Origin of the sequence: Vibrio gallaecicus (assembly GCF_024347495.1) — a bacterium.
GTDB lineage: Bacteria > Pseudomonadota > Gammaproteobacteria > Enterobacterales > Vibrionaceae > Vibrio > Vibrio gallaecicus.
Genome location: NZ_AP025491.1, coordinates 1486880 through 1500916 on the forward strand (window position 1 = coordinate 1486880; position 14037 = coordinate 1500916).

At 44.1% G+C, this 14037-nt stretch carries 7 protein-coding genes; 3 read left to right on the forward strand and 4 right to left on the reverse strand.

Annotated elements, in window-relative coordinates; genetic code table 11:
• Positions 1–319 precede the first annotated feature (319 nt).
• The 4 genes from OCU78_RS21485 to OCU78_RS21500 form a co-directional block, all read right to left on the reverse strand.
• Positions 320–2326, reverse strand: a complete 2007-nt coding sequence (locus tag OCU78_RS21485) for a methyl-accepting chemotaxis protein (protein WP_137371691.1) — start codon at positions 2324–2326, stop codon at positions 320–322.
• 171 nt (positions 2327–2497) lie between these two features.
• Entirely contained in the window at positions 2498–3808 is a 1311-nt protein-coding gene (locus OCU78_RS21490; RefSeq protein WP_137371692.1) for a carbohydrate porin, read from the reverse strand.
• A gap of 486 nt (positions 3809–4294) precedes the next feature.
• Positions 4295–6415, reverse strand: a complete 2121-nt coding sequence (locus OCU78_RS21495; RefSeq protein WP_240701678.1) for a prolyl oligopeptidase family serine peptidase — start codon at positions 6413–6415, stop codon at positions 4295–4297.
• 150 nt (positions 6416–6565) lie between these two features.
• Entirely contained in the window at positions 6566–7483 is a 918-nt protein-coding gene (locus OCU78_RS21500) for a LysR family transcriptional regulator (protein ID WP_137371694.1), read from the reverse strand.
• Positions 7484–7815: 332 nt separating this feature from the next.
• Between OCU78_RS21500 and OCU78_RS21505 the strand changes: the two genes are divergently transcribed.
• From OCU78_RS21505 to OCU78_RS21515, 3 genes are all read left to right on the forward strand, one after another.
• Positions 7816–9510, forward strand: a complete 1695-nt coding sequence (locus tag OCU78_RS21505; RefSeq protein WP_137371695.1) for an L-lactate permease — start codon at positions 7816–7818, stop codon at positions 9508–9510.
• A gap of 245 nt (positions 9511–9755) precedes the next feature.
• A complete protein-coding gene (lldD, locus tag OCU78_RS21510; RefSeq protein ID WP_137371696.1) occupies positions 9756–10895 on the forward strand; it encodes an FMN-dependent L-lactate dehydrogenase LldD in 1140 nt (379 codons plus the stop codon).
• A 140-nt stretch (positions 10896–11035) separates the two neighbouring features.
• A complete protein-coding gene (locus OCU78_RS21515; protein ID WP_137371697.1) occupies positions 11036–13915 on the forward strand; it encodes an FAD-binding and (Fe-S)-binding domain-containing protein in 2880 nt (959 codons plus the stop codon).
• The last annotated feature ends 122 nt before the right edge of the window (positions 13916–14037 follow it).

The following is a 14037-nucleotide window of genomic DNA, read 5'->3' on the forward strand; positions in this document are numbered from 1 at the left end:
TGTTTCATGAAATTATGGTTCACCTAATCAAAATAGCACTCGGTTACCCGTCATATCTGCCTTGCCAAACACACTTAAAGTCCACTAACTTAGAAGCGCTATTAAGTAATCAACCTACAACAGAAAGTAATATACGGGTCTATATTGACCTTAATGTTTCAGCGTTCATGCGAAACTGTATGGGAACATTTCATAGCACTTTTAGTTCAAATACTTGTATCAAGAATGAAAACAGAAATAGAAATAGAAATAGAAACGCCCAGCTAAAAGGCTGGGCGTGGAAACATCAGAAAGACCTAAATGGTATCCAAAATCTTATTTAGGATGGTTTCGCTAGTTTGAATTCTTGAGTTAACGAAAATTGCTGCTGTGACATGGTTTCAAGCTGCAGACCATGAGAGAACAATACCTGAGATCGTTGAGAGTTATCTTCTGCCAATGTGTGTATCTGGCTGATGTTTTGAGTAACTTGAGAAGCAACCACTTGGTGCTCAGTAGTTGCAGTCGCGATTTGATGACTTCTTTGCTCTACTTCGTTGAGAAGATCAGAGACCATCGATATCGAGTGATTAACTTCACCTGTTTGCTCAACGCATTGAACCATCCCCATCACGCATTGATTAATTTGCTCCACCGCCAGTTTAGAGCTAGTTTGCAGCTGCTCTATCTTGTTGTGTATTTCTTGCGTAGAAGCATTAGTTTTTGCCGCTAACACGCGAACTTCATCGGCAACCACAGAGAAACCACGCCCTTGCTCACCCGCTCGCGCCGCTTCTATTGCTGCATTCAATGCCAATAAATTGGTTTGCTCAGAGATCCCAGATATTACATCCAGTATCGAACCAATGCTGGCGCTTTCGCTTTCAAGCTGATCGATGGTCGCCGTTGACTCCGCCAATTTACCTTCTAGATTGCTCATCAACTCGACACTTTTATCCACCGTCTTTTGTCCATGGTTAGAACTCGAAACGGCTTCGGTCACCAAGGTTAAGGTTTGATTCGCGGCTTGGGTTATCTCCGTCACAGAGCACTCGATCTGCTCCATCGCCGTTGCCACCATAACCGTTTGATTGGTTTGATCCTGCATCGCCTCACTCAGTGAGCGACTGGTGCTTTGGTTCTCAAGAGAGGCTTCTTTCAGACGCGATGACGACTGACGCATGCTCTCAATGATTTGAGTCAGGTGACTGATCACCAAGTTCACTTTATCGCTCACCAAGCCGAATTCATTGTGGGCTCGATACTGAACCATCACGCTCAAATCTTTGTTGGCAACTTGTTCTAAAGCACTTTGCAACAACTTGCTTGGTTTGCGAATCCCTTTGGCAATATTCAGCCCTATCAGCAGAGCAAGAAAAACAGAGCCTACAGCAATAATAGTTTGCATCATAAGGGCTCGCAGTGAAGAGCCCATCGACTCGTGATACAGGCGTGTTGCTGTGTCTTCTGCGTAAATGGATAACTCATCAAAATGGTTCAATTGGAGATCAATCAACTGCTCAATTTCCAACCTTTGCTGCGTAATGGACTCATCTAACTTGACTGTTTCCTTGTGTATAGACACTGAACCTTTCGCTGAAAAAGCATGAGAAGCGAGCAGTGACAAAGACTGCTTACTGCGGCGCAGCGCAGACGAGTCCAAACGGTCTAAGTCTGATACAGCTTGTTCGAATCGCTGTTTTCGACTTTGCAGGCGGCGCTCAACCCCACGAACTTCCGAAGAGGTTTGCAATGAGAAAGCCTCATTAGATTCAGCCGCTATCAAACTTAATTGCACCAGCAATGCTTCTACCGCTTTTTGTGTTTGCGCTGAATTCGCACTCGCCAGTTGATTAACCAAAGTGTTATTTAGCTGCCCCACTACAGACTGAAATTGAGTTTGCCTCATCAAGCCGAGATCTTTGCTATCCAGATAAGTAACGTAACCTTCTAACAGCTGCTCAATACTACCGATCGTAGCGGCACCAGTGTCATTAATATTTGAGAGCAGAAGTTCAAGTGGCGAGCCCGATTCAGCCTTGCCATCAAACCAATCTAACTGCTGTTTATATTGTTCGATACTACTCAAAACGGTTTGTTTTAGTGGTTCCAGTTCATCAATGTAGTTGGCGGATAAATAGGGAGTAGTACTGCGATTTATGTCCAAGAACCGAATCGTAAGAGTGGAAGATTGGAGCATTAAAGGAGTGGCTTGTTGAGCTATGGTTTCGATGTGTGAGGTTATGTTCTTGTTACTGCTAATACTCAACCATGCGCTACCAAGCATGATGACTATCAGCGTGAAAAAACCTAAATAAACTCGAGACACGATGGAAGAAAGCCTCATAGTTATTCCTTGCTCTAATGGCGAAAAAAATGGGCACAATAAATGTGCCCATAAGGGAGTTAATCTATGTAATGTTGCCCTAATAAAACTGCCTTTAGGGCTTAAATGGACAGTTACTATCTTTAAGTGATAAGCGAGCCTATTAACCCGTTAATCGTTGACGGGTAATCTTTACCACCAAGCTTCAAACATTGCGCCAAATGCAAGCGTATCGGCAGTCTTTCGTTCCGTCATATTTTTCGTTTCAACATCGCCAATCGTAGTATAGAAGCGAAGCATTGGTCGGCTACCAGGCATGCCGCCTAATGAAACGTTTTGAGAAAGCGTGACTTTCCAACCATTTTTCTCACCGCCATCATCAAAGTCTTCCATCGCATAACCGGCTTCTAACCAAGTTGAATGCACGTCATCCCATTGGTACTGTGGACGAACAATACCGGCGTATTCATTTTTATCTAAGTTTCGACCTGTATTAGCATCTTTGTAGTCATCACCTGAAATGTCTTTGTAAGAAACAAGGTAGTCGATAATGAATTGGTTGCTGACCGCATAATTACCTTCCACACTCGCGTAAAATACGCTTTTGTCTCCAGCTAAATCGAATACCGAGTCATCTGCACCATCGGCATATTTCACTACTAACTTATTACTATCACCCAAGCCTAGCGTTGCACCTAATTGCCAAGCATTCTCATCACTGACTTTTGCTTCGCCCACTTCGTTCGCTTCATCAGACGCAAAACCGTAGTTGGCGTAGATATCTAAATTACCGATACCTGCATTGATTGAGTGAAGCTTAGAAGTCACGGCGTAGCGACCATTATCATTGCCTAATGCGCCATCTTCCGAGTCAACTTGACCGACAATCGCCATATCAAATTTAGCTGCGCCCAAGTTTAAGTTATTGAAACCACCACCTTGTCCATCATGCGTCATCCAGAAGTAATCGTTCAAACCTTGTTGTGGACGTTGGTGGAAATCACGACCACCCCACATATAAAGCTCTGGTTGGCTTTCAAAAATGTTCGTCACACCTGCGTACATTTTTTTCAGGTTAATGCCACCAGAAGATCCCCAAGCATCGTTACTCCAATCGTCGACCATGAACACGAGATCCCATTTTGCGCCACTGTCTGCTTGGAATATTTTAGCTAACTGAACCTCACCCCCGTTCGATTCATTACCTAAACGACCAAGCGAACGGCCAGTACTGCCCACTTCAACGTAGCGATTGTCGCCACTTGAGCTGTGCGCGCCGTATCGAGCATAACCCGAGAAGATGATCCCGTCGGTAACTGGTGTGTCTGGCGTTAAAACGGCTGGTTGTTGGTCATCGGTATAATCGATGTCCACCACTCGAGATTCCAATTCTTGAATACGTTTTTCTAGTGCTTCAATGTCGGCGTCTGCTGCAAAAGACGAAAGAGATGCAACCGAAGCCGCCACTGCTACTGTTATTGGCAAAAGCTTAAAGTTTTTCATTTAATTTTCCCTGTTATTTTTATGTTGAACTCGAACAGGGGAAATATTAAGCAATGAAACAATTGAAAAATAAGCGGCTCTTCACACTGGTAAATTCATGACATTCTCATGAAATATTCTGAAGACTAGGTAGGCATTGTTATCTTTTAATTTTCAGTAAGATAAAAATAATTTTAAAAAAGATGATGGTTTGAAATCGCTTTCATTTCATGGCTATTGGCGGGGTCAGTCACGAAAAATAAGCGGGGGTCACCACTGAAACACACACCTAATATGACTAATTTTCACAATGCTGAAATCTTTCATGACTGGGGAACTATCACTTGAGCAAAGTAATGGGGTTTGAACAAAATAAAAGGTGCCCAACTTGTCGAACTTTAAAAAAAATGCCACATCAAGTGCGGCATTTCCTTTAAATATTCGTACTAACATAAATGCTATATAGGTAAACGCTGTGGCGGTAAAGCCACTTGCATTCAATACTTTCTAAAGTTGTTGAATACCCATATTAAACAAAGTGAATGCGTACATATCAGCAGTCAGATCGATCACTTTATTCAATGGCATGCCTGCTCCATGCCCAGCATTCACATCAATTCGAATCATCACTGGAGATTCGCCTTGATGCTTATCTTGAAGCTCAGAGATAAACTTGTATGAGTGAGCAGGTACTACGCGATCATCATGGTCGGCGGTCGTCACTAGCGTTGCTGGGTATGACACACTCTCCACATTGTGAACAGGCGAGTAACCTAATAGATACTCAAACATATCTTGGCTTTGAGCTGAAGTTCCAAAGTCATACGCCCAACCTTCACCAGACGTAAAAGTGTGGTAACGCAGCATATCAAGTACACCAACCGCAGGTAACGCCACTTTAAACAAATCAGGTCGCTGAGTCATGCAAGCACCGACAAGCAAACCACCATTTGAACCACCTCGAATAGCAAGGGTTTCTGAGCTGGTGTAGCCCTGTTCAATTAAAAACTCAGCCGCAGCAATAAAATCATCAAATACATTCTGCTTTTGCTGTTGCGTACCGCCTTTGTGCCAATCTTTACCATATTCGCCACCACCACGCAGGTTAGGCACAGCAAAGACTCCTCCAAGCTCTAGCCAGCTTGCGACCGTGCCTGAAAAAGAAGGCGTTAAACTCACATTGAAACCACCGTAACCATACAAAATAGTTGGGTTGCTACCATCAAGTGAGATACCTTTTCTATAAGAGATAATCACAGGGACTTTTGTGCCGTCTTTAGATGTATAAAAGACCTGCTTAGATTCATATAGATCAGCGTCAAAAGGGGCTTCTGACTTTTGATAAACGTTAGACTCACCAGCATCAACATCGAATGATAAAATAGTAGGAGGAGTCACGTAGTTGGTGAATGTGTAATACAACTGCTTATGTTCTTTCTTGCCTCTTAAACCACTCGCTGTGCCTTCACCTGGAAGCTGAATATCTCGAATCAGCTGACCTTGATAATCAAACTGCTGAATTTTAGACACAACATCAACCATATAATGAGCAAATAAATACCCACCTCCGGTACTGATTTCTAGAGGCTGCGGCTTTTCAGAGATGATATCTTGCCATTGCTTAGTGCGAGTATTGAAACTCGCGACTTTGCCATTAGGCGCATCGAGATTCGTGTATAGAATGAAGGTATCACCTTGGTTATCTATCACATACGTGTCGCTATCAACATGGTCGATCAGTGTTTCAAACAGTTGAGCTTCTTCTAGTGTCGACGCTGATGTCAGATCGATGTAAAACAGTCGGTTTCCTGATGTCGACTCCTGACCTAAGATGATCAAATAATCATCATCGTCTGTTGTATAACCTGTGACATAGCGGTGCTGTTCACCTTCAGCATTACCGAAAATCACCTTATCTTTATCTTGGCTCGTGCCCAACTCATGGTAATACAGCTTATGCTGGTCTGTACGCGCAGAAAGTTGGCTGCCATCTGGCTTGTCGTAACTTGAATAATAAAAGCCTTTACTGCCAAGCCAAGAAACATCGGTAAATTTGGCATCAACAATTTCAGGTTCAAGCTGTTCTTTGGTTTCAGAATTGATGACAAAGATTTTACGCCAATCACTACCGCCTTCAGAGATGGTATACGCCACTAAGCTGTGATCTTTTGAGAAGGAAACTGACCCTAGTGATGTAGTGCCGTCTTCAGAGAAAGTGTTAGGGTCAAGAAAGACTTCTTCAGCTTGCCCTTTACCTTCTTTAACACGATATAAAACACTGTGATTTTGTAAACCATCATTTTTATAGTAGTAAGTATATTCACCGCGAACAAAAGGCTGAGAGCTCTTTTTATAATCTTGAGCGTGCGCAATACGCGCCCTTAATTCATCGCGGTAAGGAATGGTGTCGAGATAATCAAAAGTAACGGCATTTTGTTTATCCACCCACTCCGCTGTTTCTTCGCTGGTATCGTCTTCTAGCCAGCGGTATGGGTCATCAATGGTTTGCCCAAAGTAGACGTCACTAACAACTCGCTTTTCGGTGTTTGGATACACATGAGAGCTTGAAGTTGCTTCTGTTGGCGTAAACTGCTTTGAAGCAGGTTCTTTTGTTGGATTTGACATCATAATCCCTAATTTTAAATGATAGTAATTCTCAATATATGGTCTCGGTTACTGCACCAGCAATCAAGTATTAAAATGCGACAAAGTGTAATCATGCGATCTGTCAATAATTTCACACATTATTCTTCTTGTTTATTGAGCCAATTCCCTGAATCAAAAGTAATGGGAAATCGTTAAATATCGGGTGCGAATATGCTCAATAAGCAACTTAATCTTGTTCGGTGGTTGGCGAGTAAATGGGTAAACCGCGTAAATACCCAATTTTTTACCGACCAACTCAGGAAAAATATCAACGAGCTGCCCATTACGAATATCGTGATACACCAAGCACCGTGGAACATAAGCGACGCCATGCCCCCCAAGTGCTGCTTTTCTAAGGGCCGTAGCATTGTCCGTAGAGAAGGAACCAGATACGCGAACAATGTATTTATCATTCTCACTGTTTCTATCTTTGTCATGAAGAAATTGCCATTCACTTGCACCGGTCGTTTGGTAAGCGTACTGCAAACAATTATGTGCCACTAAATCTTGAGGGTGCATCGGTTTGCTGTTTTTTGCGATATATGACGGCGAAGCACAAACGACCCACTGCGAATCCAAGATATGCCGAGCGATTAAACTCGAATCTTCCAAATACCCCGTTCTAATCACTAAATCGAAGCCATCTTCGACCAAGTCAACAAAACGGTTGTCGAGTGACATGTCTACCGTTAAACCTGGGTGCATATTACAAAACTCAGCAACCGCATCAGCAAGGATCAAATCCCCTGAAATGGAAGGCACTGACATTTTGATATGACCGCTGACATTCTCACCAAAGCCTGAAACTGCGTCCATAGCCTCTTGAGCCGCCTGCTTCACATTTTTGGCTCCGTGCAAGATCGCCTTGCCTGCCTCAGTCAGCGTTAATTTGCGCGTCGTTCGATATAATAATTGCACGCCGATCTCTTCTTCCAATCGAGCTATTCTTTTACTAACTACCGAATTTGTAAGGTTATTTTGCTCAGCAACCTTACTGAATGAACCCAGTTCTACTACCTGTGAAAACAGGATTAAATCATCTGCTCGCATCTGATTATGCCAATTTTGGAATTAATTATTTTCATTATTTCCCTATATCAATAAAAAATAAAGGGGTAAATTCACGCCAAATTAACAAATTAATTACAACCATAACGATTGAGGTCACTTCAATCACAACGATTAACCCTATAACTATTACAAATTTAGCGATTATAAAGTCAGTAATTACAACGGCTCTTACAAACCAGTTGTTATAGAACCAGCAATTTTTTAAAGCCCCTACAGCAATGCTTTAAGAAATTACGGTCACAAAATAAGAACTAATAACGTGTTGTTAACTTCAAACCTGATTGTTTGAATCCATGTACGAGGAAGTACCCATGAGTGAAACTCTACTAGCATTATTGGCCTTTTCGCCGATAGTTATCGCTGCCATCCTATTGGTTGGTTTAAATTGGCCGGCTAAAAAAGCCATGCCTGTTGCTTTTGCCCTAACTGTAGGGATTGCTCTCACGGTTTGGGATATGTCAGGTACACGTGTACTTGCTTCAATATTCCAAGGCTTTGGCATTACAGTATCGGTTCTCTGGATTGTGTTTGGCGCTATCTTTTTATTAAACACTTTAAAACACACTGGAGCCATCACTACTATTCGCAACGGGTTTACGGATATTTCCGCTGACCGCCGCGTTCAAGCCATCATCATTGCTTGGTGTTTCGGCTCTTTCATTGAAGGGGCATCCGGGTTTGGTACTCCAGCCGCTATTGCCGCTCCATTACTTGTCGCTATTGGCTTTCCAGCTTTAGCAGCTGTATTGATGGGCATGATGATCCAATCAACACCAGTATCATTTGGTGCGGTGGGCACGCCAATTATTGTTGGTGTAAACAAAGGGTTAGACACTCATAATATTGGTGAAGCACTGATTGCCAACGGGTCTACATGGGAAGCTTACCTGCAGCAAATCACTTCAAGCGTTGCATTAATTCACGCTGGTGTGGGCACTATGATTCCGGTACTTATGGCAATGATGCTGACTCGCTTCTTTGGTAAAAATAAGAGCTGGACTGAAGGGTTAGATATTCTGCCATTCGCTCTATTTGCAGGTCTTGCATTTACTATTCCTTACGCGCTAACGGGTGTTTTCCTAGGACCTGAGTTCCCTTCTCTGATTGGTGGCTTAATTGGTCTATCTATTGTGGTAACAGCTGCAAGAAAAGGCTTCTTAGTTCCGAAATCTAAATGGGATTTTGAAAGCGAAGACAAATGGCCAGCAGAATGGTTAGGTTCACTAAAGATCGACCTTAACGAATCTAAATCTGACAAGCCAATGAGCATGGCTATGGCATGGGCGCCATATGTGCTACTTGCTGTAACACTTGTTGCAAGCCGAGTGAGCCCTGAATTCAAAGGGCTACTAAAGAGCATTAGCCTATCGTTCAGCAATATCCTGGGCGAAACGGGTGTAAGCACCGCGATTCAGCCTCTGTATCTACCTGGTGGCATCTTAGTATTCGTAGCGCTTGTCGCGGTTCTAATGCAATCACGAAGCGCCGCGCCGCTAGCCAAAGCGTTTGGCGAATCAAGTAAAACACTGATTGGTGCAGGCTTTGTTTTAGTCTTCACTATCCCAATGGTTCGTATCTTCATTAACTCTGGTGTGAACGGCGCTGATTTAGCAAGTATGCCAGTTACCACAGCGAACTTTGCGGCCGACTTAGTTGGCGGTGCATTCCCAGCATTAAGTGCAACAGTAGGTGCCTTAGGTGCATTCATTGCGGGTTCTAACACGGTATCAAACATGATGTTCAGCCAATTCCAGTTTGAAGTTGCACAAACACTGACTATTTCTAGCGCTGTGGTTGTGGCTCTACAAGCAGTAGGTGCAGCTGCAGGTAACATGATTGCCATTCACAACGTTGTAGCAGCATCGGCGACCGTTGGCTTGCTTGGGCGTGAAGGAGCAACATTGCGCAAAACAGTCATCCCAACGTTCTACTACTTAGTGATGACCGGCATTGTCGGACTCGTCGTTATCTACGGCTTCAACATGACAGATGCATTGATGAAGTAAATCTAGAGCCAATTAACACAACAAACTTGGCGTTAATGCCCAACTACCCCGACATATTGCAGAAGTTACCGACAGGTTTGAACTGACGTTTCTTCAACGTCTCTCCACAAGCAAGTAGGTAACTGACGCAAGCGGGTATTAACGCCACTTTATTTTACGAGACATTATTTATCGAGCTTGGCGGAATCAACATGGTTATCGCCAGACTTTCGAACAGGTAAGTACCCAAATTTAGGACTGACATTATGATTATTTCCGCATCGACTGATTACCGAGCAGCAGCGAAATCGAAACTTCCTCCTTTTCTTTTTCACTACATTGATGGTGGCTCATACGGTGAGCATACTTTACGCCGCAACACTGAAGATCTTGCGGAAATAGCACTAAAGCAACGTGTGCTTAACGATATGTCAGATCTTAACTTAGAAACCGAATTATTCGGTGAAAAGCTGGCAATGCCGATTGCGCTAGCACCTGTGGGATTAACAGGCATGTACGCAAGACGTGGTGAAGTTCAAGCAGCTAAAGCCGCGGCGAATAAAGGCATCCCTTTTACAATGTCTACCGTGTCTGTTTGCCCAATTGAAGAGGTGGCCCCTGCCATTGAACGCCCAATGTGGTTCCAATTGTACGTCTTGAAAGACCGCGGCTTCATGAAAAATGTCCTAGAACGCGCAAAAGCCGCAGGTGTGACGACGCTGGTTTTCACTGTTGATATGCCAGTTCCAGGCGCCCGTTATCGTGACGTTCACTCTGGTATGAGTGGCCCTAATGCAGCTGTGCGCCGAATATTTCAATCGATGCGTCACCCGAGTTGGGCCGTTGATGTTGGTCTACTCGGTAAGCCACACGATCTTGGCAATATCTCGACGTACCGCGGATCTCCAACCAAACTAGAAGACTACATCGGTTGGCTAGGTGATAACTTCGACCCTTCGATTTCTTGGAAAGACCTAGAGTGGATCCGTGATTTTTGGGATGGCCCGATGGTCATCAAAGGCATTCTCGATGAAGAAGATGCAAAAGACGCCGTTCGATTCGGTGCGGACGGCATCGTAGTTTCAAACCACGGTGGTCGCCAATTAGATGGTGTTCTTTCTAGTGCAAAGGCACTGCCAGCGATTGCTGATGCGGTAAAAGGCGATACAAAAATCTTAGTCGATTCCGGCATTCGTACTGGACTAGATGTGGTGAGAATGATGGCAATGGGCGCAGATTGCACCTTACTTGGTCGCTCATTTGTTTACGCGCTGGCGGCTCAAGGTCAAGCTGGCGTAGAGAATTTGATCGATTTATACGACAAAGAAATGCGTGTAGCGATGACCTTAACTGGCGCAAATACCATTCATGACCTATCTCAAGATTCACTAGTAAATCTTAAATAATCACCTATAAGCCTTTAGTCTACTTAGATTAAATTCTAATCGGTGTCACAGCATTTGCTCTTACGTTGTGACACCGTCTAAGCACTGGAATAAATAATAAAAATGAAAAATCAGTGCACATTAAGCACAAGGAAGCAAAAATGGCGAACGTTGAATCCCAACAGCTAGAACCAGCTGATCAGCAACCAATTTATCACCAATTAGAAGCAAAGCTTGCTGAATTTATAGACCCTGAGCGCATTATCACCCAAGAAGCAAAGCGGCTCGCCTACGGCACTGACGCCAGCTTCTACCGACTGGTTCCTAAAATTGTCCTCCGCCTCAAAAATATCGATGAGGTTATCTACACGATCAAAACCTGCCAAGAGTTAAGCATCCACTTCACCTTTCGCGCCGCTGGCACAAGTTTATCTGGTCAAGCAGTTTCAGACTCCGTATTAATCACGCTAACCGATGACTGGCGCGGGCATCAAATCCTCGATAACGGTAACAAAATCGTTCTTCAGCCGGGAGTCATTGGCGCAGATGCAAACCGCTATCTTGCTCCTTTTCAAAGAAAAATAGGTCCTGATCCAGCCTCTATTAATACGTGTAAGATTGGGGGCATAGCAGCCAATAACGCCAGTGGCATGTGCTGTGGTACCGCGCAAAACTCGTACCGGACCATCGACAGTATGAAAGTCGTCTTCAACGACGGTACCTTGCTTGATACATCAGACACACAAAGTATTGAAGCGTTTAAACAGTCTCATCACGCCTTTATTTCTGGCATACAAGACCTTCATCATCAAACCACCAGCAACCAAGCTCTTACTGAGCGTATTCGCCATAAATATCGCCTTAAAAATACCACCGGATATGCCATCAATGCTTTAGTTGATTACCACGACCCAATTGAAATTATCGAACACCTCATGGTGGGCTCAGAAGGTACATTAGGCTTTATTGCTGAAGTCACCTACAACACAGTGGTTGAGCATTCTAATAAAGCATCGTCCCTGTTGGTGTTTGCCGATATTGAGCAAGCAAGCCAAGCAGTCACGGTTTTATCGAAGACTCCCGTTGCTGCTGTGGAGCTGATGGATGGTCGAGCGCTGAGATCCGTCGCTAATAAACCCGGCATGCCTGAATTCATGCCGAACTTAGATTTAGAAGCCGCGGCAATCTTAGTGGAATCTCACGCCAGCTCCCAGGCAGACTTAGATTTACAATGTAAATCAATTATGGATTCTTTAGCGGATTACACCATTCTTGAGTCCGTTCCTTTCACTTCTAATGCTCAAACCGTTGCCAACCTATGGGGAATTCGTAAAGGTATGTTCCCAGCGGTTGGTGCAGTAAGAGAAGTGGGCACGACGGTTATTATTGAAGACGTTGCCTTTCCTGTCGAAAACTTGGCAAACGGTATTCGAGAGCTGCAGGAGCTATTCGATAAATACGATTACAACGAGGCCATCATTTTTGGTCATGCGTTAGAAGGCAACTTACACTTTGTCTTCACCCAAGGCTTTGACAGTCAAACCGAGATTGACCGCTACGGCGGCTTTATGGATGACGTCGCCGAACTAGTTGCCGTCAAATATCAAGGTTCATTAAAAGCAGAGCACGGTACAGGCCGTAATATGGCACCGTACGTTGAAATGGAATGGGGAAAAGATGGCTATGCTTTAATGCAGAAAATCAAAGCACTCTTTGATCCTCAAAACCTCATTAATCCGGGCGTCATCATTAATGACAACCCAAAATCGCACCTTCAAGATTTAAAACCCATGCCAGCCGCTGATGACTTGGTTGATCGCTGTATTGAGTGCGGGTTTTGTGAACCCGTTTGCCCGTCCAGAACGTTAACTCTTTCTCCGCGTCAGCGCATCGTGCTCTACCGTGAGTTACAGAAAAGGCGAGCCGCCGGAGAAGACATAGAAGCTTCTGAACTAGAAAAAACATTTGAATATCAAGGTATTGATACCTGTGCTGCAACCGGGTTATGTGCTGAGCGCTGCCCTGTTGGGATCAACACCGGCGACTTAATGAAAAAGCTGCGTACCGCAAAGTACGAGAAGTTTACTCCCATTGCAAAATGGACAGCCGAACACTTCGCCACCACGACCAAGCTGACAAAAGCGGGTTTGAAAACCAACCAACTAGCCAGTAAAGCATTGGGAGCAAAAACGGTTGGAAAATTAACCAATGGCTTTCGCTCAGTGACTAAAGGAGCAACCCCGATTTGGATGCCTGAAATGCCACAGGCAAATTCACATTCGTTAGAACAGGCTGCTTCTTCATTAAACAATAATGAACAGAAAAAGCTCAACTCGTTGGTCAAAAAAGTGGTTTACCTACCTTCATGTGCCAGCCGTACTATGGGGCAACAAGTGGACGCACAAGATCAGCGCCCTTTAACCGAAGTGACTTTATCGTTGTTAGAAAAAGCAGGTTTCGAGGTTATTCTACCGAACAAGTTAGACGACCAGTGTTGCGGAATGCCCTATGACAGCAAGGGTATGACAGAGCTTGCTCAATCTAAATCTCAGCAATTAGAAGACACACTATGGCAAGCCAGTAATCAAGGCGAGTACCCTATTTTAATGGATACCAGCCCATGTGCTAAACGCAGTATTGAGCAGTTTACTAAACCACTACAAGTGCTAGAACCGACAGGGTTTGTGAACCAATACCTACTTGAGCACTTAACGATTAAACCTATACAAGAAACCGTGATGCTGCATGTGACTTGTAGCTCTCGTCGCATGGGCTTAGAGGGCGCGATGTTGAACCTTGCTAAAGCGTGCACCGAAGAAGTGATTGTTCCTGAGCATATTCAATGTTGTGGTTGGGCGGGTGACAAAGGCTTTACTACGCCAGAGCTGAATGAGGCTGCAGTACACCCACTCAAAGAACAAGTACCGAGCAATTGTACTCGCGGATTCAGCAACAGCCGAACCTGTGAGATAGGTTTATCACACCACAGTGGCATTCCGTATCAATCCATCTTGTACTTAGTGGACGAAGTCGCGCAATAGCGCAGTTTCCACCGCTTCAGGTATCGAGCAAATAGCTTTAACCTAAAACAAAAAATGGCAGCCCAATCAGGCTGCCATTTCTTTATTCGGTTGTTTGACTCAAAAAACACCCTAACTATTCG